Below are 23,249 nucleotides of genomic sequence, written 5' to 3'. Positions count from 1 at the left end.
AACGTTGTCCACCCGCCCCGCAGCGCTGCACGGAGTCACCATCCTTGACCTCTCGACCGTCGGTCCGGCAACGCGCTGCGCGCGGGTGCTTTCGGATTATGGCGCTCGAGTCATAAAGGTGGGGGTGCCGCCTTCCAAGATGGCGTTGCAGACGCAACCTGCCTTTTGGAGCTACTCGGCAAATCGCGGCATGGAGCAAACCCGGATCGACCTGAAAGCTCCCGACGGCAAGGCGGCATTTCTCGCACTTGTCGCCAAAGCCGACGTTGTCATCGAGAGCTACCGCCCCGGGGTCATGAAAAAACTCGGTCTCGCTTTCGAGGACCTCCAAAAAACAAATCCTCAAGTGATCCTCTGTGCCACGAGCGGATTTGGTCAGTCCGGGCCGGCCGCACGTCAGGCGGGTCATGACCTCAACTACCTCGCCAGCGGTGGTTATCTGCATACCAGCAACCGGCGCGGTGACGGAGGCCCCCCCATTCCCGGAGCCACGGTCGCCGACAGCGCCGCAGGTGGAATGCATGCCGCGATGGCGATCATGGCAGCTCTCCTCCGACGGGCACAAACCGGCGAGGGCGAATTCCTCGATGTGGCCGTGGCCGACGGCGTCCTCTGGTTAACCTCACTCTATGTAGACCAGCACCTTGCCACCGGAGAAAACCCCGGACCCGGACACGATGTTCTGACCGGCCGCTACGCCTGTTACGACACCTATGCTTGTGCCGATGGAAAGTGGATTTCGGTCGGCGCAATCGAAGGCCAATTTTTTCGCAATCTTCTCGCTCTCCTCGACCTCGAAAAATGGGCTGAGGACCAGTACCGAGATGAAGCTCAGAATGAAATGCGCGCTGATTTCGCGCGAGTCTTTGCCACACGCGACAGGGATGACTGGTGCGCGGAGCTTCCCGCATCGGACACCTGTACAGCGCCCGTCTACGAGATCAACGAACTGGTGGAAGACCCTCAATTTCAGGAACGAGAAGCTTTTGTGCAGGCCGAGCATCCGACGGAAGGCTCTTTTCGCCAACTGGCCCCCGTTCTTGCCGGCATGGACCGCCCTGACGGGCCCATTCGGGTCCCGGACTGGAGCCTGACCAATACTGATGCTTTGCTGACCGAGATCGGATTTGCCGAGAGCAAAATCAAGGACCTGCGCGAGCGCGGCATTATTGGCTGAAACGCACCGAAAGGATTCCCATGTCGGAACTACCTGCTGACGTAAAGGATATGATTGGACAAAAGCTCTACCCGGAAGTGGGAGAGTTCGACGTGGAGCGAGGCTATATCTTTTCCAGCTGTGCCTCCGTCGAGAATGGCAACCCTCTATTCTGGGACGAAGCAACGGCCCGGGAGCTGACCGACGGCTTCATCGCCCCCCCCAGCATGATTTCGGTTTGGTTCCGTCCTCATTTCTGGGCTCCCTACCGCAAGGAAGAGGGCAAACCGATGCAGTCGCACTTCGACCTCAAGGACAAGCTGGACTTGCCCGAGGCTGTCATGACAGACAATACGATTATTTTCGGGGTACCTGTGCGGGTCGGTGATCGGCTCAAGACTTACCAAGTGGTCAATTCGGTCAGTGACTTCAAAACGACAAAGCTTGGCACAGGCCGTTTCTGGGAAATCGAGATCGTCTACGAAAACCAGAATGGCGAACACGTCGGCAAAGAGCTCTATACGGGCTTTGGCTACAAAAGGAGCTGAACCATGTCAGCGGACATTCTCCTGAAAGATTTGAAAAAGGGGCAGTCTTTGCCCCAACTGGATATCGACGTTTCGGTGACCAATGTCGTTCTCGGGGCGCTCGCGACACGCGACTGGCGCCCCATGCATCACGACAAGGATTTCGCGGTCGAGCGCAACGGCACCAAACACGTATTTGTGAACACGCCTCATAATGCAGCTTATTTCGAGCGCTACCTGACAGACTGGACCGGACCGCGCGGTCGCCTCGGACGAATCAAATTCCGCATGAAGGACTCGGTCTTCCCCGACGACCGCATGACTTTTGTTGGTCAGGTGCAGGAAGTGCGAACCGACGACACGGGCTGCGGGTGGGCCGATGTCGCCGTCGTCTTGAAAGTCGGCGAAAAAATCACCACCACCTGCGAAGCGAGTATCGCGATCCCGACCGACGGGTCGGACAATCCCTGGAAGCGCTCCGGCGCCGATTGGAAACCCTGAAGCGCACGCATCCGCGTATCGCGAAACAAGTTGGCACGAGGGAAATTCGATGGAACTGGAACTGACAGAAGAACAAGTACTGCTGAAAGACATGACGAGAAATCTTCTCGATGATGAGTCGTCTACGGAAATTGTCCGCAAGCTGGAAGATGATCCCAAGGGGTACACAGATTCCCTTTGGCAGAAAATGTCCGAGCTCGGACTTGTCGGCCTGACCATTCCCGAAGCCTATGGCGGGGCAGGCCAGAGCCTCATCGAGGCAGGTCTGCTTTACGAGGAGCTCGGCTACCACCTGACACCTTCTCCTCATTTCGTCAGCTCGGTCCTCAGCGCCGGGGTGATTCTCGAGGCTGGCTCCGAGGAACAAAAGTCTTCCCTCCTTCCCCAGATTGCCTCGGGCAGCTCTGTCGTGACGGCCGCCTGGATCGAACCCGAGCGGGGATACGGTGAAATCGGCGTGCAGATGCCGGCAGTTGCCGATGGGTCTGACTTTGTTTTGAACGGAGACAAACGCCACGTTGCTTACGCCAGTTCCGCCGACAAACTTATCGTCCTGGCGCGGACGGATGCCGGGGTCGATCTCTTCCTCGTGGATGCCCGAGCCGAGGGCATCGAGATGAAGCAAGTTCTCTCTCAGGGCAGAGATCCGCAATACTTCCTCGAGTTCCGCGATGTCCGAGTCTCGGGCGACGCGCGCATTGGTGAGCCCGGATCGGGTTGGCAAACCTGGCACAAGGTCATGCTCGACGGGATCACCCTGCTCGCAGCGCAGGCCATCGGAGGCGCCAGCAAGGCTCTGGAGATCACGGTCGAATACTCGAAAATCCGAGAGCAATTCGACAAGCCGCTTGGTGCCTTCCAATCTTTGGCTCATTATATGGCCGACTGTTCCACAACGATCGAAGGGGGCCGGGTTCTGGCTCAGGAAGCGGCCTGGAACCGTGCCATGGGTCGCTCGATTGAGCGATTCGCGCCGATGGCCAAGTTGTTCTGTGCCGAAACCTATCGAGAAACCACTCGCCAGTGCGAGCAGATCTGGGGCGGCGTCGGCTTCACCATCGAATACGATATCCAGATGTATTTCCGTCGGGCCAAGGCACTCCAACTCTCTTGGTGGGACACCCCCTATCTCGAAGAGTTGATCGCTGCCGACGTCCTCGACCGCTGACCATCCTTCATTTTCACTCCGATATCGATCCTCCCCATTGACCTGAGGGGTGGGTCGATAGACGATTGAAAGATGGACGCTCTTCCCTTCGACCCCCTGGTCGCCGGCTGGTTTCGTCAGGCCTTCGCGGGAGCTACACCAGCACAGGAGGCCGGGTGGGCAGCGATCGGCCGGGGCGAGGATACCCTGATCGCGGCACCCACCGGTTCGGGGAAAACTCTGGCAGCCTTCCTCTCGGCGATCGACGGTTTGGTCCGACGAGCTCAGGAAAACCGGCTCCCCGAGGGCACCTGCGTTCTCTACGTCTCTCCGCTCAAGGCACTGGGTAACGATATTGGAAAAAACCTGGAACTGCCTTTGGCCGGCATCCGCCAGCGCGCGGAGGAGGCCGGCCTTTCACTTGACGATATCCGCGTCGCCGTCCGAAGCGGTGACACTCCTGCAAGCCAGCGGCAGGCCATGCTTCGCAAACCACCGCATATCCTGATCACCACTCCAGAATCCCTCTATATTCTTCTGACAGCCGTAAAAAGCAGACAAATTCTTCGCCATGTCGAGTCGGTGATTGTCGATGAAGTACACGCGATCTGCGGCGACAAACGTGGCGCGCACCTCGCACTGAGCCTGGCGCGGCTGGATCGACTCGTCACATCCGAGGAGGATCCTGCCAGCCCAGCGCGCACCCGCCCCCAACGCATCGGGCTGTCCGCCACCCAGAAACCCATCGATCAAATTGCACGTTGGTTTGTCGGAACCGACGGACTCGATCCAGACGATGCGGCTCGCTGCACGATCGTCGATACCGGACACAAGCGGGCCATGGATCTTTCTGTGGAGACGGTCGATCTGGAGCTCTCGTCTGTAGCCAGTCATGAGATGCGCGATGCAATCTACGACCGAATCGCTGCACTTGTGGAACAACATCAAACGACAATTGTTTTCGTTAATACACGCCGACTCGTCGAACGTGTGGCTCATGCTCTCGGCGAGCGACTCGGAGCCGAGCGTGTCGTCGCCCACCATGGGAGTCTCGCCCGCAAGATTCGCCTGGAAGCCGAAGATAAACTAAAAAGCGGGGCGGTTCCGGTTGTGGTGGCCACCGCCTCTCTCGAGCTCGGCATCGACGTCGGGCATGTCGATCTGGTTTGTCATTTGGGTGCCCCCCGAGCCATCGCGACGCTGCTGCAAAGGGTTGGCCGCTCCGGTCATTGGTTGGGCCAGATCCCGAAAGGAATTTTCTTCCCCCTGACGCGCGACGAGATGCTGCAGACGGCGGCCGCCGTATGGGCCATCCGGCAAGGAGAACTCGATAGGATTCAGATTCCCGAAACGAGCCTTGATATTCTCGCCCAACAAATCGTCGCTACCGTAGCCAACGAAGACATCTCGGTCACCGACCTCCGCGAGTTGATGCGTCGCGCAACGCCTTACCAGAAACTCACCGAGAAAGACTTCGGCGACACTCTCGAAATGCTCGCCGAGGGCTTCTCGACACGACGCGGGCGTCGTTCGGCCATGCTGCACTTTGATCGCGTTCACCAAATCCTGCGACCGCGCCGCGGCGCCCGCCTGCGCGCCATCATGGGAGGCGGAGCCATTCCTGATACCGGTGACTACGACGTCATCGAAGACCCCACCGAGGCACGCGTCGGAACAGTCAATGAAGATTTCGCAATCGACAGCACCCGTGGCGATATCTTCCTGCTGGGAAACCACTCCTGGCGTGTGCGGCGGGTCGAAATGGGGAAGGTTCGGGTCGAGGATGCCGGCCAGAGCCCTCCGACAATCCCCTTCTGGCTTGGTGAAGCCCCCGCAAGGACTCGAGAGCTGTCACAAGCTGTCTCTGATCTTCGGGAAGAAGTGGCTGGGCGAATCGAGGACGCCACAGCCGCGCTCGATTGGTTGGCAGCAGAATGCGGGATCGATCGCGGCGGCGCCCAGCAAATCGTCAACTATATCTCCGAAACCGTAAAAATATTAGGGGCTGTCCCAACCTGCGAACGCGTAATTGCGGAAAGATTTTTTGACGAAAGTGGAGGAATGCAGTTGGTGATCCACTGCCCTCTGGGCGGCGACATCAATCGTGCCTTTGGCCTCGCCCTGCGGAAAAGGTTTTGCGTGGGCTTTGATTTCGAACTGCAGGCAGCAGCCACCGACGACGGAATCGTGCTTTCTCTCGGCGAGCAGCACAGCTTTCCCCTCCCGTCGATTTTCCAGATGGTCCACCCGGACCGTGTCGAAAAAGATCTAGTGCAAGCAGCCTTGCAGGCGCCGCTCTTTACGAACCGCTGGCGCTGGAACGCAACACGCTCCCTGGCGCTTTCACGATCATCTGGTGGAAAGAAAGTCCCCATTCATCTTCAGCGCATGCGTGCTGAAGATCTTCTCGCCGCTGTTTTTCCGGCCCAACTAGGTTGCGGGGACAACCGAGCCGGACCCATCCCTCTGGTCGATCACCCTCTCGTCAATGAGACCATCGGGGACTGCCTGCACGAGGCCATGGATACCGCGGGTTTGCAGAAACTCTTGCGCGATATTCGCAAGGGTGACGTGATTACGAATACCATCGAAACTCCCACACCTTCGCCAATGGCGCACGAAATCTTGAATGCGAACCCCTATGCGTTTCTGGATGATGCACCTCTTGAGGAACGACGTGCGCGCGCCGTCACCTTGCGACGCACCGACGACTCACTCGCTCGCGGGATGGGCGCACTCGACATCGAAGCGATCGAGGCTGTTCGCGAGCAAGCGTGGCCCGATATTCGCGACGTGGAAGAGCTTCACGACGCCCTCCTGGACTTCGTATGGCTGCCCGAGCAACTCGCAGAAAAACATCAGGATTGGGCCGCCGAACTGGTAGCCTCCGGACGAGCCAGTTTTGCGACCGTATCCAATGGCCTCGTTCCGGCCACTCGGGCTTTGATTGCTGCTGAACGAGCTGCTCTGGCACGGGTGGCCATGCCGGAACTGGTTCTCGAGACAGAGATCCCCGACATCGAAGGCGGTCCTCAGGCTGAGTCCCGCGACGATGCGCTTGTGGTGGCTCTGCGCGGATGGCTGGAATCGCTGGGACCCGTGACCGCTGTCGGAATCAGCGAACTCCTCGGACTTCCCCTCACGGATGTAACCGTCGCCCTCGCCCGTCTGGAATCCGAGGGGGTCTGCTTGAGGGGCCGTTTCACGCCCGAACTGGAAACCGAGGAATGGTGCGAAAGGCGACTGCTTGCACGAATTCATCGACATACCCTCGGAAAATTACGCCGCGAAATCGAGCCGGTATCGCAGGCCGACTTCATGCGTTTTCTGTTCCGCTGGCAACATATCGGCGACCAGAAACGATTGCATGGAAGCGAAGGTACAGCCGCCATCGTCCGCCAACTACAGGGGCTCGAAATACCTGCTCCGGCCTGGGAGCAATCCGTTCTGCCCCTGCGCGTCGACAACTATAAAGCCAAATTTCTTGATGAGCTCTGTCTGGGCGGCGTCATTGCCTGGGGGCGTTTTTCTCCACCGACAAGTGATCCCAAATCACCGCATCGTCGCGTCTCGCCCTCGCGCAGTGCCCCGCTCGGTCTGGTCCTGCGCGAGGACCTTCACACCATCCTTCCTCCCGGTGGAATCCCGGAAGCGCCGCGGGTCAGCCCCGCGGCACTGGATGCGCTCAAATTCCTGCAAGAAGAGGGGGCCTCTTTTCTGGCGGACATTGCCCGCGCAACGGGACTCCTGCCCTCAGCCGCCGAGGAGGCCCTGTGGGAATTGGTGGCTCGCGGCCTGGTTTCCGGAGATGGCTTCGCCGGACTGCGCATGCTCTTGACGAGAGAGGAACGCAAACGCCCCGACCGTCGCTTGCGGGGCATGCCCGGCCCCCGCGGCCGAACGCGCGGCCTCCCCATCGGCCGCTGGGCCTGTCTCGGGAGAAACTCCCCGGAAGCATCAACTTCGGCAGCAGCCGAGGAACTCCGGATCGAGGAACTGGCGCGACTCGCACTCCAGCGCTGGGGCGTTGTTTTCCGTGAGGTTCTTTCTCGAGAGAGCTTGCTGCCTTCGTGGCGAGAATTGCATCAAGCCTTGCGTAGGCTCGAAGCCAGAGGCGAAATCCGTGGCGGTCGATTTGTCTCCGGATTTCAGGGCGAGCAGTTCGCCACCCCCGAAGCGGTGGCCGGGATACGAGCGGTTCGCAATGCGCCCGACCCTGATGAAATTATTGTCCTTGCGGCCGCCGACCCCCTCAACCTTACGGGAATCATCACGCCCGGAACCAGACTTTCGCCACAAAGCACCACCGTAACGGCCTACAAATCCGGCGTGCCCCTCTTCAGCGGCGACCTCGGCGAGGTCCGCAGTCGCCTGCAAAAAGCCTGACAAGGGAAGGGGTCGATTCGCTCCCGGCAAATGTGCTATTTACCTTCAATGAAGCACTTTGGATGGATCTTTTTCGCTATCTCTTTGATTTCTTTAGGGTGCACTCGTCAGGAACTTCCGGAGGCTGGAGGGACCGAGAACGCGCCTGCCTGGGCTGCAATTCCGATGACCGAAGACCGCATTCTGGTTCTCATCGATAACGGGCCGGTCAGGGAGGCCGTGGTCGACGTCAAATGGGATGACGCCACACGGAAGCAAGCTCTTTCTGATGGATTTACCCGTGCCATGAAGGCAGTCAGCACCCGTGCCATTTACCGCTTCAATTGCGAAACGCTCAGTATTCAGACCCAATCCTATACCGTCCTGAGTGAACGCGGCGAGACCCTGACCTCTCAGGTGCATATGGCGCCCAAAAGCTCGCCGGTGGAGCCCGGAAAACCAAGCGCTCGCTACCTTGCAGCCGCATGCGAGGATCGTCTTCGCCCCAAGCAGCTGCAAAAACTTCAGCTGAATTAAGCATCCTGATTGGGAGAGACACCGGGCATGACAACTTGATTGTCTGGCCCGGCCCACCTTTCCGGCAGACACACCCCTTTCATCCCCGGGATCCTGTGGCTAGTCTTTGGAAAGCTGGAGGTAATGATGGATCCCAAGGAAACTTTGAAACTCGACGATATCGATCTCTCGAATCCGGAATTCTGGAAACGCGGGTGGGCCGAGCGGGAAGGCGCATTTCAGACGCTTCGCCGCGAAAGACCAATGGCATTTTTCCCCGAGGCCGACCTTGGGCTGCCGGTACCTGCGGGAGAGGGCTATTGGGCCGTGACCAAATACGCGGATATTCGCGAGGCCAGCCACAATGCCAAGACCTTCTCCTCCGCGCGAGGAGCCACCAGTATCCCCGACCTGCCCCCGGAATTTCTGGAATTTTTCGGTGGCATGATCAACATGGATGATCCTGAACACCAACGTTTGCGGAAGTTGGTGTCAGCCGGATTCACGCCGCGGCAACTGGCCAAGATCAACGAAGATGTCGACCGGGCAGCGAAAGAGATCATCGGAGCTGTTTCCGAGCAAGGCAGTTGCGATTTTGTCACAGACCTCTCTGCGCCTTTTCCTATTCGCATCATCTGCGACATGATGGGCATCCCCAAAAGCCAACATGACTTCGTCTTCGAGCGAACCAATATCATTTTGGGCGCCGGCGACCCGGAATACGTATCGGACCCGATGGAAATCATTCCGGCGCTACTTGGAGCCGGCGCGGACCTGGTCGAATTGATGAAGGACCTCAGGTCCAGTCGGATCGCCAACCCGACCGACGATCTGACCTCGGCAATGGTGAACGCCGAAGTTGATGGAGACAGGCTGACGGAATCCGATCTGGGAAGTTTCTTTGTGCTCCTCGTCGTGGCGGGCAATGAAACCACCAGAAATTCGATCAGCCACGGGATGAAGGCCCTGTGCGACTACCCGCAACAGCGCCAACTCTTCGTTGACAATTTCGAGGAAGTCTTGCCTTCAGCGATCGAGGAGATCGTGCGCTGGGCATCCCCGGTGATTTTCATGCGACGCACCACGACAGAGGATTGCGTGCTTGGAGGTCAGTCATTGAAGGCAGGTGAGAAAGTCGTTCTTTTCTACAACTCGGGAAATCGCGATGATGAGGTCTTCTCCGACCCCTACCGCTTTGATCTGATGCGCTCCCCGAATGAACACGTGGGCTTCGGCGGGCCCGGACCTCATTTTTGTCTGGGCGCGAACCTCGCCCGTCGGGAGATTGGCGTGTTCTATCGGTCCCTATTCGAGCATCTCCCCGACCTCGAAATTAGCGGCGAGCCCGAAAGGCTGGCGTCCTCCTTCATCCACGGAATCAAGCATATGCCTTGCACCTTCACTCCCCGAAAGATTGTCTGATCTCGCCGGCAGTCAGTCGTCAGATTCGAACGCAGCTGATACTCCTTCCTGATGGATCTCCGCTCTCTGCCCAGCGTGGCTGCACTTCTGGAAAGTCCGGAAGGTCTCGAAATGTCCCGGCAGTTCTCGCGAACCGCAGTGAGGCGCGCGGTCCGAGAGGTCCTGGAAACAACACGACAAGAGATCAGATCCAGCACTCGGAAATCCGAAACTCTGTCATCGGATCGCCTGCTCGCCACTGTCCAAAAACATCTGGAAGTCTCCTCGCGCCCGGAAATTCCTCGGGTGATCAATGCAACTGGGATCATTCTGCATACAAACCTCGGGCGATCACTTCTCTCCGACACGGCACAGAAGGCGATGCTCGCTGCGGCAACACATCCGGTCGCCCTGGAATTTGATCTGAAAACAGGCCGACGTGGGCACCGCGACAACCATATCCGAGACTGTCTTCAGGCTCTGACAGGTGCCGAGGATGCTCTTGCCGTAAATAATAACGCGGCAGCTTTGATGCTTGCCGTTGATACCCTCGCACACCGACGCGAGGTCATTGTCTCACGAGGAGAACTGATCGAGATCGGTGGCAACTTCAGACTACCGGATATCCTGCGGCGATCCGGAGCGATTCTTCGCGAAGTGGGCACCACCAACCGCACCCGGCTCTCGGACATCTCCGAGGCCATCACCAGGCGCACGGCCCTCATCCTCCGCGCACACCCCAGCAACTACCGGATTACCGGTTTCACCGAAATGCCCGACCGGAATGAACTGGTAGCACTCGCACGTCAGACCGGTGTTCCTCTGATGGAGGACCTCGGAAGTGGTGCTCTGCTCGATCTCCGCACAGCCGGCCTTCCCGACGAACCGGTCGTCCGCACCTCAATCGAGAGCGGCGTCGATCTGGTCTCGTTCAGTGGCGATAAGCTCATGGGCGGACCGCAAGCCGGACTCATTGTGGGCCGACGAGATCTTGTCACCGCGATGAATCAGAATCCTCTCAAACGAGCCCTACGTCTCGACAAGATGACCATCGCCGCCCTGCGCGCCACTTTGGTAACGCTGGATTCCGACCCCGACGCACTGAACACGCTGCCGATGATGCGATTTCTCATGCGCACTCCCGCCGTGCTCGAAAATCTGGCGGAAGAAGGTTGCCGCCTTTTGCAGGCCCATCTCGGCTCGGACTTCACCTGCCGTATTGTTTCGTCAACCGCCGAAGTTGGCAGTGGTGCTCAACCGACCCTACCAATTTCCAGCCGTGCCCTCACGGTCATACACCGCAACTGGCCCGCAGAGACAACCGCAGCCTTTTTTCGCTCGGCCGATCCGCCGATCCTCGGCAGAATCCAGCAGGAAGAATTCCGACTCGAACTCCACGCCGTGGAATTGCCGGCGGATCTGCTACCCAAGCATGCGGAGCTACCATCATGAAACCTTATGGAAGACGCATTCTCGGCACGGCCGGCCATATCGACCACGGTAAAACTCGACTCGTTCGGGCCATCTCCGGGAAGGAAACCGATCGACTCAAGGAAGAGAAGGAGCGTGGAATCTCAATTGAATTGGGATTCGCCCACCACGAAATTGACGGTCTCCAGTTCGGCATCGTGGATGTTCCGGGCCACGAACGATTTCTCAAGCATATGCTGGCCGGGGCTCAGGGGATTGATGTGGTTCTCATGGTCGTCGCGGCCGACGATGGCGTGATGCCCCAAACCGAAGAGCATTTCGATATCGTCCACCTCCTGGGGGTCGAAAACCTGATTTTCGTGGTCACCAAAACCGATCTGGTTTCCGCCGAACGTCTCACCGAAGTCAAGGAAGAGATCGAGATCCTGGCGGTAGGAACCAAGTTCGAGAACGCTCCGCAAATTGCCGTCTCCTCCGAAAGCGGCGAGGGCATACCTGCGCTCCAATCCGTGATCCGCGAAACCTTGCTGGTGCTCGAGCCCCGCGAAACCAACGGGCCTTTCCGGATGCCGATCGATCGTTCTTTCGTCTTGCACGGGCACGGCATTGTCGTAACGGGTACGGCCAACTCCGGTGCCGTCACCGAAGGCGACGCCTTGACCATACGCCCATCCGGGGTTGAAACTCGAGCCCGCACCCTGCAGGTGCATGGCGAACGCTTGTCGCAGGCTGGGGCAGGCCAACGCATCGCTCTGAATCTCGCTGGCATTGATCAGGCGGGGGCTCCTCGCGGCGCCTGGGTGACCGCACCGAGCGTCTGGGCGGTCACGGACCGATTCGACTGCGAGTTGGAAGTTCGCCCCGGGGCCCCGCGACCGTTGAGCAGCTTTGATCGGGTGCGCGTGCATATCGGCACATGCGAGGTGCACGGTAAATTGATTTTCCTCGGAGAAACATCGCAAGTCGCTCCCAAAGAGCGTGCCTTTTGCCAGATCGCTCTGGATGAACAGATACTTGCCGCACGTGGCGACCGCTTCGTTATCCGTATGGAAGCCGCAAACCGCACTGTAGGCGGCGGCATGGTCCTGCATCCCTCCACCGAGCGCCATAAACCCGGGCAAGAAGATATTCCCGAGTTCCTTTGCTCGCTGCGTGATGCCAGTCGCAAAGAGCAAATTGCTCCCTTCATCGAACTTCTGCCCGCCTTCGCCGCACCCGTCTCTCTGATCGAACAAGGTCTCTTGATGCCGAGTGACGAGCTGCACGCTGCCGTGCTCGCGGACCCGGGACTGGTGGCCCTTCCCAATCGGCAAAAACCCGAGACCGTCACCACCAAACGCAAATGGGACACACTGTCCCGACAAGTGGGTGATGCCCTTTCGCATTTCCACCGGTCGCACCCCATGAGTCCAGGCATGGACCTCGAGTCACTTCGCTCGAGACTCCGCATTTCAGTTCCACAGAAACTCTTTCGAGCGGTCACCGAACTTCTGGAATCCACTGGAGTTGTCGTGCGCGAAGAAGCAACCATCCGGTTGCCGCGTCACACAATTCAGGTGCCCCGGGACGAAGGGCGCATTCTCGAGAAACTCATGCAGGAAATCACGGCAGGGGGAATGTCACCACCGGACGCAAAACAACTCGCATCCGGCCTTGAACTCTCTCCAGATCGCACGCTGACTCTTCTCAAAGTGCTTGTCGATCAAGACAAGCTCATCCGCGTCTCGAGTGAGATCCACTATGATCCTGCATCGCTGGATCAGGCGACCTCGCTTTTACGCGAGCACCTCCAAAGCCATCCGGAGATTACGGTTGCCGAATTCAGAACCTCGATCGCGGCTAGTCGAAAATACGCTCTGGCTTTGATGGACTATTTCGACAAATCCTCTCTGACCGTCAGGGTCGGAGATGCGCGCCGTCTTCGCTAGACCTTTCGGAGTCGCGACCATCAATGCGCGCTGGACTTCTCCTTGGTGACCTTCACCATTCCAAGGGCCCGATCCATCGCCTCCGGGTCCATCGAGGCGGTATACGAGTCTTTCAGTCCCTGAAAGAATTCAGCTTTCCGTGCGTCGATAGCTCGCCGCAACAGCAATGCACGGATCTTTGCCTGCACCTCGGTCAGAAGGCGCTCACGCCCGGGCCGGAAATCAGTGGCCTGAATAATATGAAAACCTGAAGGAACCTCGACAATCGCGGATATTTCGAGGGGCTCCTCCAGCGCAAAAGCCGCTTCCTCAAACTCCGGTGCCATCTTGCCATAACCAAAGAATCCCAAATCGCCGCCATTGGAAGCGGAGGATTTATCCATCGAATAGCGCTTTGCCAGTGCGGGAAACGCCGCAGGGTCTTGTAACGCTTCCTGATGAACCTTCTCTGCCGTCGCCCGATCCTGCAGCAGGATATGCCGTGCACGAATCTTCCGGGTCGCAAACTTGGAGCGTTTTTCCTGGTAGTAATCCGCAACTTCCTCCGGCGAAACTTCCACCGTCAGGGCAAGATCTGCCATCACCCGATTCTGCACTAATTGTCGCAAATAGCCCGCCAGCTGATCCTGAATTTCGGGATCCTGAGCAAGCCCCGCCCGGACTCCCTCCGCGAACACCAGTTCCTGCAGGACAAGAGCCTCGAAGAGCTCATTGCGGCCCTCCGTTGTCATCTGAGCTCGGCTACGAACCGGAACCCGCGCCATTCCGCGAGCCAATTGCTCTGCTCCGAATGTCAGATCCACAGCACCAGCCTCGATCACCACCGGCCGCCCCAACTCACCCTCTGGAGAACTGAGGGGAGAGGCCCCCCCGCAGCCCGCGAAAACCAGCGCTATTCCAAGCAACAGAAACTTGCCGAACCGCAGTTTATTCATAAAATCCATCCTGAATTCCTTACCCAAATTCCAGCTCCTCAAGAACTGGTTTCAACTCCAGAGAGCAGATAGTTTGACCCAAGCCACTGCGCTCCGTTAGCAAAACCAGAGCGGAAATCTTCCTTTTCCGCTGGTTCTCCCCCTACTTTCAAATCTCTGTTCCTCGAATGGCGGCTGCTCGGCTGAGCCAGAAACTTTGCATGCGTTTTCACGACCCCGAAAGATTCGAGAAGTATTGCATTGCCAAACGCAGGACCTATCTGCGTCAACTCGCCGGCCGCCCCAACCCCCGAGGATTCTTTGACCTATGGCGTGGTGAGTTTGAGCTGACATCCCGACGATTTCAAATCGGTGGCGTCTCCGAATCCGAGACCAGCGAAGTCGCCAGAGGCCTGCGCTGGCTCCTCCTCTCCGATCTCTATGCGTTTGCCCGGAGGTCGATTCCCGACCTCCCACCAGCTCCGCAGACCGTTCTGGAGAACCTTACGGGAGGATTGCATCAAATCAGGCGTGCACGCTCGATGTTGATCACCGGCGAAGACGGAGCCGGCAAGGAGCAATTGGCCTGCCTGCTTCACACTTTGTCCGGCCGGCCCGGCGCTCTCGTCCGAATCCATGCCGGCGAACTGGGGCGCAACCCGAAAGCGAGCGCCAAACAACTTCTCCCCGAGCGGGGATCGGTTTTCTTGCGCGACATCGAGGATATGGCACCCGACGCCCAGGAAGAACTCCTCACCTTCCTCAACGGCGAAGCTCGCCGCCGTGACCTGCTGTTTTTTGCCTCCACGCAAGCCCGCTCCTGGGATCTGGCCTCGGTCCATGGCATCCGTCGCGAGTTGCTGATCCGTGTGAGTCAAACAGAAATCCGACTGCCCGGAATCGCGACCCGGGAGAAAGACCTCCTGCGCCTTGCTGAAGATGTGACCTACGACACCGTTCGTCTCGAGGGACGTCGGGTTGCCGATCTGCGACTGGAAGCGGACAGCCTCGCAACCGAATGGCAATCCGATCGCGGCATCCCCGCACCCCAGGACTACGACTTTGTGAGCGAATCTCTCAGCTATGTCTTGTGGCGCGAGAAGACCTCGATCGCCAGCCGAGCCCTGACGGCGCTCCCCCTCATCGCTGTGCCGGCCGAGGGAAGTTTTCGCGCCATCGCCAGAGTTGTTCGGGGGTTTCTGGAGGAGTCGCCGTCCGGGTCCGCTGATCAGGATCGACACAACCAGCCAGCCGAGTCCGTCGAAAAGCGAGCTACCGGCGCCCGCATTCCCACCTCATGGACGCGACGAGAGGTTCTTCAGGCCTATTATAAAGCTCTCCTCCTCGAGGAAGAAGGCGATCTGGATCGAGTTGCCGCGCGAGCGGGGCAGAAAACAACTGAAATCGCTCAGGAATTATCCGATCTGAAAATCCTGCCGAATCCGGAACCCATGACCGAAACGCCCCGGAAGAAATCTCCGAGTTTGGGGATTTCGTCTCACCCCGCGAAACCCGGGTCTTGATCGCGACGGCCTGCTGCGAGAAACTTCGAAACAGGCCCAATGCTATACTACCTTTCGACCCAGACATCTGGCGTGACCGAGGAAGAACCATTGTCATCATCCCCAATGAATCCGAACCCCGAGCAACCACCACCCACTGAGGCCACCCCTCCGAGGAATAAAGAGATGGATGATATTCTGAGACAAGCTGAGGCTCTGCTGCGTTTCTCTGGCGAAGTCGAGAACCGGATGGCCGAAAGTGGCCTTGGCGGTGTCGACGGGGTCATCGAACGCTACGTGCAGTTGCGCCAAGCCCTCGACAGGCTGAGCCAGCGAGAGCTCGATTGGGCCAAGACCGAAGTAGATCGGCTTATCGAGACACTGACCGAGGTCGCCACACAACTCGAACAATTACGCGCGATCAAGCTCGCGATCGTCGACCCGAACTAACTCGGCGCCATCGATACAGAAGATAGCCGAACCCCGCGCCCGTGGTATCGAGGAGAACATCCTGAGCCGCTCCGACTCGCGTCGGCACGAAACTTTGGTGATACTCGTCCAGTCCGGCCCAAAGCACGCAAATCGCGATTGTCTGCCAACCCAGAGCCGCGGAAGATCGCTCGGGCCGCGCCAGCGCCCGCGCGACCAATCCTGCCAGGATCGCGAACTCGGCCAGATGAGCAAATTTCCGCATGAGTCCATGTATATGATCCAGCGACTCGGGCTCCAGATAGGGAAATAGCGCACCCAGAATCGGCAGGAAAAATCCTCCCGTACCGTCGCCATCAAACCAGCCCGTCGAGAGCGTCCATATGACGCCAGCCCATAGGGCAACTGGCACCCACCGACTCAACCAGGAGGGTTCGGCAAGAAGCGCCCCGGGCGCGTCGCCCTCAGTTCGAGCGGTTGCCACTCGCCTGCAGGTCTTGCTCGATCGCGAAAGCGTAGAGGAATTGTTGGGGTGTAATTCCGCCTTTCAACATCCGACCATTGATAAAGATCGTCGGGGTCGACGCAATTCCGAGGGCGTTCCCTGCCGCGAGGTCGACCTGGATAGCATCTCGAGCCGCAGGCGAATCCACGCAACTCTCCAGATCTTCCACGTTCATGCCGAGACTCTTGCCGATCGCGGGGATGGATTGTGGCGAAAGAGTTTTCTGGTTGGCAAAAAGGGCTCGATCAAATTCATGTCCCTTGCCGACCTCATGGGCACACCACGAAGCAAATGCCGCATCGCATGCCATGTCGTGAGCAGTTCCCTTGACCGCCGGGTTACAGTCGGGGTGCAGGGGGAAATTGCGGTGGTGAACCTCGATATTCAGATCACTCGCAGCGATCGCCTGCTCCAGATCAAAGAAGGATCGTCGGCAGTGAGGGCATTGGAAATCAGAGAACTCGACAACGGAGATATCCGCCGTTCCAGCCGAGACCCCCGCCGGCAGTGGATGCTCCATTACTGGCTGCGAGGTATAATACACATAGAATCGAGGGTCTTCGCGACGGATCTCGGATCCTGACGCCGCGGCGTCGAGAGCGGCCGGTGGCTCTTCCTGCGAGGCAACAAGCACCCCGATCGCGAGGAGAGCTCCGACTGCGGCGCCCCCGAGAATCGGCTTGGGCTGCCAGCTTTTGGGCGCACCCGGTTGCAACAGCCTAACCTGCCACGCGGCCACGGCAAAAAGCGCAAGAGCCGTTGCGTCGAGCGACAGGCATATCGGACACAAGACACCGATGAGGACGGTCGAAACCACGAGATAGTAAAGAGAAATTGCCAAGATAACGCCGCTGAGAGCCAGCAGATAGGTTGCCCGAGCGACTCGCTCGCGTCCCTTGGCCGCGAATGTCCAGACGGACAGGCCAAGCGCCATCAGCCATCCCAAAATGCCCCAGCTAGCGACCGGTGTCCCCAGAAACGTCGCGTGAGTACTTCCCAGCACGGCATCACAGGACATCTCCTGATTCACATCACAAAAACTTGAATACGCGCCCTGACTCGACGCGATCTCCTGATGGATGTAGAGACCGGTAACACCCAGAGCGATGCCCAGGATCGATAAAACAATAGCAGCAACAGGAAGCATGCCCGTTGAAGGCGTCGAGTCTGACACATCGGTATTCGGCCGCGTTTTTCCCATGGTAGGCCTGAATCCTATCGCTGGCACATCCTTACTTCAACCGCGATTCTGGGCGCTGCTCACATCCCTTCTGGTCGTCCTCCTGCTCGGCGCTCCATCGCCGGCCGCAGCCCAGAACCTCCTTCGGAACGGAAACTTCAGTCAAGGTACGGCCGAGAAACCCGCCAGCTGGGTCTCGGACCTTTGGGCCAGAAACGTCGGAACCGAGTTCCGCTGGGAAGCCCCCGAGCAGGGACTTGGCATCGTCGTCATTGAAAGCCGGAAACCAAATGATGCCCGGTGGACACAAAGCGCTCGGGTGAAAGCGCGGACCTGGTATCACCTCTCCGGCTGGGTTCGCGGAAAAAATGTATCCGCTGCTGGTCTGGGGGCCAACCTGTCCATTATGCGTGGCTTTGATAACGCTGGCGGCTTGCATGGAGAAGATACCGGCTGGCGCAACGTCTCCATGTATTTTCGGACCAACCCCGGCGAAGAACTCGTCACCGTTGCCTGCCGGCTTGGCGGCTACGGACAGGAGTCCAGCGGCGAGGTGCAATGCACGGGAATTGACCTCTCCGAGGTCGGTGGTCCGCCGGCACATGCTGCATTTATCTACGGCGACCGCAATCCTGAACAGGAAGCGTCGGGGATTCCCGCCGGCATGGCGATCTTGCTGCTTCTCGCATTCGCGGTGGTGAAATTCGGATGGCCGACTGCCGATACCCCAAAACCCGAACTCGGGATCCTTGCCGTCATTCTGGTTTTGATTCTGGTTGCGAAGGTCCTGATCGCCCCCCTTTATTCCTACAGGGTCGACTTGGGAACTTATGCGGCATGGGCTTCGCGGCTGGCCCAACTCGGACCGGCGAACTTCTACGCCTCAGGATATTTTGCCGACTACCCGCCCGGCTATATGTACGCGCTCTGGGCGGTCGGCGGGGCGGTCAAAGCACTCGGGATCGCATGGAGCAGCGCGACTGCCATCATCCTTCTGAAACTCCCTGCCCTGCTCGCAGACTTCGCGATCGCCTGGCTGACATATATTCGCCTGCGGCCTGGAGGCAAAAGTCTCGCATGGGGTGCCGCGTTGGCATTCGCCCTGAACCCGGCCCTGATCTTGAACTCGGCTGTCTGGGGGCAGACCGACTCCATCTTGTCCCTGCTGCTGCTGCTCGCGTTCCTCGCGCAGGGAAAACGACAATTCGAACTCTCCTTCGCATTGCTTGTTCTTGCGATCCTGACCAAGCCGCAAGCGCTCCTGGTCGCGCCGCTGTTTATTTTCTGGCCGTGGGGTTGGTGGCGCAGCGGTCGTGCCGTCACAACGGCTCTGATCGCACTGGCGACGACCTTCTTGATTGCCGATCCATTTCGCTCCGGCAGACCCTGGTCGTGGCTGATCGAACTGTATAGCGGTACCGCCGGAAATTATGCCGAGACCTCGGTCAACGCCATGAATCTGGCGGCGGTCCTGTTCGGCATGCGCGGCCAGGATGCCGTTCTCCATGGCGGCCTGCCCGCACAGGCCTGGGGCTTCATCATCGGCCTCGGCATTGGCCTGGGGTTTCTGGTCGCTTACCTTCGCGCGCGCGACCGGGTCTCTTATACCCAGTTACTGGCCGCGGCGACTTTGGTGGCATTCGTCTGCCTCACGCGAATGCACGAGCGCTACCTCTATCCCTTCTTCGTATTTGCCGGCCTTCTTGGCGTCAGTGGTCGCAACGGGATTCTCTACTGGCTTCTCTCGGGGCTCTTTCTCACCAATGAGTTGGTGGTCTACCTCGAGCAAGCTCAGGCTACAGCCGGACCCGTCTGGCTTTGGCAATCCGTCGGCGTTTTGACCACCCTCGGGATGCTCGCCTGGCTGGCTCTGGCGACGAAAACCGGAAAAGGCACCTTCGAACCGCCGGGTGCAGCGGTGCTGAAAATTGACGATCAGCAATGGGCGGATTCTCACCATGAGGAACAGGTTCCTCTGCCAACACCGCCCCCCGACCCGGACCGGCAAAAGCGCCCCGCTTGGAGCCTCTCCGAAGTCGCCGCCCTGAGCCTTTTGATGATGGCCGGAGCCTGTTTACGCTTCTGGAATCTGGGCGAGCCCGCGGAAATCGTTTTTGATGAAACCTATTTCGTCGAGCAGGCCCGTCAATATTTGAGCGGCGTTGATTTCATGGACCCCCATCCGCCTTTTGCGAAATGGGTGATCGCTTCGGGAATCGCGATTTTTGGCGACGAACCTTTCGGGTGGCGGGTCATGAATGCCTTTGTCGGCACAACCTTGATCGGCCTTATGTATCTGCTCGGGCGCGAATTATTCCGGCAACGCTTCGCGGCGTTTGTGGCGGCCTTCTGTGTCACTTTCGATGGTCTGCTCCTTGTGGACTCGCGCATTGCCGTGATCGATATTCACTATATCACCTGGGCCGTCGGGGCTTATATCCTGACACTGCGTCTCGTAGCGGACCATGACTTCCGGAATATACGAAGACTGCTGACCATTGGCGCCGTGCTCGGAATCTCGGTGGGAGCAAAGCTCTATATACCGTTCTTCAGCTTCCTTCTTGTTCTGGCGACAATTAGTTGGCTGGGGTGGCAAGAGGCACGGCGTCGGCGAATCCAACCCGTTCGATTCCTCCTGCTACCGATCAATATCGTGGGATGGACCGCTTTCGCGTTCTACACCCTGACATTCGCAGGCGACTATTTCTGGGGTTGGTGGCATTCGCCGGTCGACCTCGTGCGCTATATCTTCATCGACGTCCCCGGCTATCAAGCCGCCGTGGCTGATGCGACTCACCCCTACAGCTCGCAATGGTATACGTGGCCACTCCAGCTGAAACCCATCTGGTATTTCTGGCGCGATGCCTCACAGGAACAGGGAACTGTCGTGGGCATCTGGGGGCTCGGGAATCCGATTCTTTGGTGGGCTTCGGTCCCCGCGCTGCTGCTCGCTCTTTTCCACACTTTCAAATACCGAAGTTTCGTCTCCGGATTCATCGTGGCCGGCTGGCTGCTCCATATCTTGCCCTGGGTCGGGATCGGACGAACCCTCTTCCTCTATCATTATCTTCCCAGCCTTCTGTTCGGCTTCCTCGCACTCGCGTGGATGATTGATCGTCTAGCGCGGGGCGTGGGTGGACCCGCTGAAAGAAGTTTTACGGGACTGATATTGATAGCCACGCTTCTACCTTTTGCCGGAGAAGCCGCGGGCAGGTGGGGGTGGTGGTGCTTGATCGGATTGCTTGCTGGCTATCAGGCAATTATTCTTTCCCGGCGGGCAAACCCTGTTCGACTCGGTCAGGTTGTCGCCGTCGGTTTTCTCCTGGCTGCGATTGGAGTTACTGTTTATCTTCTGCCTATCTGGCTTGGCACGCCAATCACCAAAAGCGCCTGGGAAGCACGCATGTGGATTTCAAAGGTCGGAACCATGGGGTGGTTATGATGCAATTCATTTCCCGACTCTCAGTCCTTCTCGTATTCATATTCATCTCCCCGGCGATGGGCGCTGAACAGTTGGTGCGCAATGGACTCTTTGATCAGGGCGCCGAGAACAAGCCTGCACATTGGATGCAGTCCGGCTACGCCAAGGGCGACACCACCAGCAACTTCAGCTGGTCTGTCGGTGCCGATGGATTAGGCGCGATCGGGATCGAAAATGACAGACCCAATGATGCCCGCTGGGTGCAAAGTGTGCCGGTATCCCCGGACACCTGGTACCGCATCGCCGGCTGGGCCCGCACCGAACGGGTAGGCTCCGGCAAGATGGGGGCCTATCTCTCCCTGATGGGAACCTTTCACAACACACAGGACCTTCGCGGCACTCAATCCTGGAAGCTGTTGTCCATGTGGGTTCGTACCGGCTCTCTCGATACCCGACTCGAGATTGCCGCGAGGCTCGGTGGCTATAGTTCCGAAAATACCGGACAGGCCTTTTTCACCGGAATCACTGTCGAGGAAGCGGGGTATCCAGCCCTCGGAACTTCCTATGTCTACGGCGGGACGGCGGGCGAAGTTCCGGAGAATAATCCCCTCTGGGTGGAAATTGTCGGCCTGCTGTTGGTGGTCGGCACGGCATTGCTGATCTGGCGCTATGTCGCCGGCGCCGAGAACCGTTTGCCCCGATGAAATCTCGGCTGCTCCTGCTGCTCCTGCTCACTCTGTCTGGTGGATGGTTACGTTACCAGAATCTGGATTTCGGCTTGCCGGGACTCTATCGACCCGACGAGGAATATCTCGTCTCTCGAGCCATCTCTTTCGAAGAAGACCTCAATCCTAATTTCGCCGTTTATCCTGCATTGCAGATGTATGTGCAGGCAGCAGCGCTCCAGACGCGCTCGTGGTGGAACAAAGACACGCGTCCACTATCCGAAAAATTTGCCGCGGAGGGCATCCATACCGCACATCTCTCCGGACGAGAGGTCGCTGCCGGCTTCGGCACACTCACCATCCCGGCGATCTACTGGGCAGCCTCAGCCACCTATGGGCCTGTCGCTGCTCTTGCGAGTGCCGCGAGCATGACCGTTGCCACCATTCATGTTCGCGAGTCGAAATATGCAACGACTGACGCCGCCGCGACCTTCTGGCTGACGTTGGCCATCGGAGCCATGCTGCGCGTTCTTTCCGATGGTCGCCTGCGTTACTCCCTGCTGGCCGGTGCCCTCACCGGACTTGCCATCGCGACGAAATATCCAAGCGGCGCCCTGCTGGCCGGCCTCGCATTTGCGCACGTCGGCGCGCGATGGAGAGAGGGACGCTCCCTATGGCGAACGTTTCGAGATATCCGACCGTGGCTGACTCTGTATACCGCGTGCGTGGTGACGTTTCTCGGCACTCCCTACACATTTATCGACTGGCAGGAGACGGTTCAGGGATTTGAATATCAAAGTGGTTTTGTCGCCCGGGGAGTCGGCAATCCCTACAGCAGTTGGGGCTGGGAGTGGTTCCTCACTCGGGTACTTCCGGACAGCTTTGGGCCGGAGCTGGCACTCGTTCTGGTCCTGGCGACATTATGGGTTTTTTTGCGCCCACGACTTGGGACATGGTCCCTGCTGATCTTCCTCGCCACGGCACTCGTGGGTATCACTCAAAGTCGCTACACTTTTTATCGCTATATCATGATCCCGCTTCCGGTCTTTCTGATCTTTTTCGGGATTCTGATGGCCGATCTCCGACGAGCGCTGATGATAATGATGCCTCGGCCTCTGGCGGCACTCGCAACCGGACTACTTGTGGTCGTTCTCCTCGTCCCGTGCCTGATTCGAGACTATAAACTCAATCGACTCCTGAGCCGCCGAGACTCGCGCGAAGTTGCCCTGCAATGGATCGGAGAAAATATCGCGCCTCGAGAAATAATTGCGGCAACGGATCACGGCACACCCTACGGTAAGCCGCAGGCAAGAGGGCGACCCCGCTTCGTCGCGCTGGCCTCGCCCGAAGAACTGCGCCGAAAGGGGGTCCGTTGGATCCTCTCGGACTCCGATATTCTGCCCTTCTACTCAAAGGGGCCCACCCCAGCTCAACGGCGATGGCTCGAGACGGAAGCAATTATGCGGTTTGAGGTCGACCCCCGAAAGCCGAACACACCGCCTCCCTTGTTCGATGAGGCGGATGCCTTTTACGTGCCGCTCCGGCACGGGTCGAGCATCAAGCGACCGGGGCCACGGATTCGCATCTGGGAACTCCTGCCGGAATAATTTTCACGGCCGGGAAATCGGCTTGCAGACCTCACCGCGGGGCGATAGCCCACG

17 protein-coding genes are annotated in these 23,249 nt (G+C 58.7%); 14 read left to right on the top strand and 3 right to left on the bottom strand.

Going from position 1 to position 23,249, the window contains the following annotated elements:
• Positions 1 to 4: 4 nt before the first annotated feature.
• The 9 genes from P8K07_07400 to selB all read left to right on the top strand — a co-directional run bounded on the left by P8K07_07400 (position 5) and on the right by selB (position 12,972).
• On the top strand, positions 5 to 1,177 hold the full coding sequence (locus P8K07_07400) for a CaiB/BaiF CoA-transferase family protein (GenBank protein MDG1958348.1): 1,173 nt from the start codon (positions 5 to 7) through the stop codon (positions 1,175 to 1,177).
• Between the two features lie 20 nt (positions 1,178 to 1,197).
• Positions 1,198 to 1,704, top strand: a complete 507-nt coding sequence (locus tag P8K07_07395) for a MaoC family dehydratase N-terminal domain-containing protein (GenBank protein ID MDG1958347.1) — start codon at positions 1,198 to 1,200, stop codon at positions 1,702 to 1,704.
• Between the two features lie 3 nt (positions 1,705 to 1,707).
• Positions 1,708 to 2,184 carry a MaoC/PaaZ C-terminal domain-containing protein gene (locus tag P8K07_07390; protein ID MDG1958346.1) on the top strand — a complete coding sequence of 159 codons (477 nt, stop codon included), beginning with the start codon at positions 1,708 to 1,710 and terminating at the stop codon, positions 2,182 to 2,184.
• A gap of 49 nt (positions 2,185 to 2,233) precedes the next feature.
• The gene (locus P8K07_07385; protein ID MDG1958345.1) at positions 2,234 to 3,352 is read left to right on the top strand and encodes an acyl-CoA/acyl-ACP dehydrogenase; all 1,119 of its coding nucleotides are present in this window, start codon (positions 2,234 to 2,236) and stop codon (positions 3,350 to 3,352) included.
• Positions 3,353 to 3,424: 72 nt separating this feature from the next.
• Positions 3,425 to 7,717, top strand: coding sequence for a DEAD/DEAH box helicase (locus P8K07_07380; protein MDG1958344.1), 4,293 nt, complete (start codon positions 3,425 to 3,427; stop codon positions 7,715 to 7,717).
• Positions 7,718 to 7,765: 48 nt separating this feature from the next.
• Positions 7,766 to 8,233 (top strand): hypothetical protein, encoded by a 468-nt coding sequence (locus P8K07_07375; GenBank protein ID MDG1958343.1) that lies wholly within the window; start codon positions 7,766 to 7,768, stop codon positions 8,231 to 8,233.
• A gap of 123 nt (positions 8,234 to 8,356) precedes the next feature.
• Positions 8,357 to 9,634, top strand: a complete 1,278-nt coding sequence (locus tag P8K07_07370) for a cytochrome P450 (protein ID MDG1958342.1) — start codon at positions 8,357 to 8,359, stop codon at positions 9,632 to 9,634.
• Positions 9,635 to 9,685: 51 nt separating this feature from the next.
• Positions 9,686 to 11,065 carry an L-seryl-tRNA(Sec) selenium transferase gene (gene selA / locus P8K07_07365; GenBank protein MDG1958341.1) on the top strand — a complete coding sequence of 460 codons (1,380 nt, stop codon included), beginning with the start codon at positions 9,686 to 9,688 and terminating at the stop codon, positions 11,063 to 11,065.
• Complete coding sequence (selB, locus tag P8K07_07360; GenBank protein MDG1958340.1) at positions 11,062 to 12,972, top strand: selenocysteine-specific translation elongation factor; 1,911 nt, start codon at positions 11,062 to 11,064, stop codon at positions 12,970 to 12,972. The genes selA and selB overlap by 4 nt, the downstream gene beginning before the upstream one ends.
• A gap of 20 nt (positions 12,973 to 12,992) precedes the next feature.
• Here the strand turns inward: selB and P8K07_07355 are convergent, their stop codons facing one another.
• Positions 12,993 to 13,916, bottom strand: coding sequence for a peptidylprolyl isomerase (locus P8K07_07355; GenBank protein MDG1958339.1), 924 nt, complete (start codon positions 13,914 to 13,916; stop codon positions 12,993 to 12,995).
• Positions 13,917 to 14,107: 191 nt separating this feature from the next.
• Between P8K07_07355 and P8K07_07350 the strand changes: the two genes are divergently transcribed.
• Together P8K07_07350 and P8K07_07345 are read left to right on the top strand one after the other, a co-directional pair.
• A complete protein-coding gene (locus P8K07_07350) occupies positions 14,108 to 15,409 on the top strand; it encodes a hypothetical protein (GenBank protein ID MDG1958338.1) in 1,302 nt (433 codons plus the stop codon).
• A gap of 165 nt (positions 15,410 to 15,574) precedes the next feature.
• Positions 15,575 to 15,838: a hypothetical protein gene (locus P8K07_07345; protein MDG1958337.1), complete on the top strand. Its 264-nt coding sequence runs from the start codon at positions 15,575 to 15,577 to the stop codon at positions 15,836 to 15,838.
• Here P8K07_07345 and P8K07_07340 read toward each other — a convergent pair.
• Together P8K07_07340 and P8K07_07335 are read right to left on the bottom strand one after the other, a co-directional pair.
• A complete protein-coding gene (locus P8K07_07340) occupies positions 15,810 to 16,301 on the bottom strand; it encodes a VanZ family protein (GenBank protein ID MDG1958336.1) in 492 nt (163 codons plus the stop codon). The two genes, P8K07_07345 and P8K07_07340, sit on opposite strands and share 29 nt — an antisense overlap.
• The gene (locus P8K07_07335; GenBank protein MDG1958335.1) at positions 16,282 to 17,523 is read right to left on the bottom strand and encodes a thioredoxin domain-containing protein; all 1,242 of its coding nucleotides are present in this window, start codon (positions 17,521 to 17,523) and stop codon (positions 16,282 to 16,284) included. Before P8K07_07335 ends, P8K07_07340 begins: the two co-directional genes overlap by 20 nt.
• On the opposite strand from P8K07_07335, the gene P8K07_07330 reads away from it, so the two are divergent.
• Genes P8K07_07330 through P8K07_07320 form a run of 3 tightly spaced genes read left to right on the top strand, consistent with a single transcriptional unit; the run spans position 17,468 to position 23,195 of the window.
• Entirely contained in the window at positions 17,468 to 20,944 is a 3,477-nt protein-coding gene (locus P8K07_07330) for a phospholipid carrier-dependent glycosyltransferase (GenBank protein ID MDG1958334.1), read from the top strand. The genes P8K07_07335 and P8K07_07330 overlap by 56 nt on opposite strands.
• Complete coding sequence (locus tag P8K07_07325) at positions 20,941 to 21,627, top strand: hypothetical protein (GenBank protein MDG1958333.1); 687 nt, start codon at positions 20,941 to 20,943, stop codon at positions 21,625 to 21,627. Before P8K07_07330 ends, P8K07_07325 begins: the two co-directional genes overlap by 4 nt.
• Positions 21,624 to 23,195 (top strand): glycosyltransferase family 39 protein, encoded by a 1,572-nt coding sequence (locus tag P8K07_07320; protein MDG1958332.1) that lies wholly within the window; start codon positions 21,624 to 21,626, stop codon positions 23,193 to 23,195. Before P8K07_07325 ends, P8K07_07320 begins: the two co-directional genes overlap by 4 nt.
• The last annotated feature ends 54 nt before the right edge of the window (positions 23,196 to 23,249 follow it).

It is taken from the genome of Candidatus Binatia bacterium, from assembly GCA_029248525.1.
GTDB lineage: Bacteria > Desulfobacterota > Binatia > UBA12015 > UBA12015 > UBA12015.
Note: the sequence above shows the minus strand (reverse complement) of the source record. Positions and strands in the feature narration are given on the sequence as shown.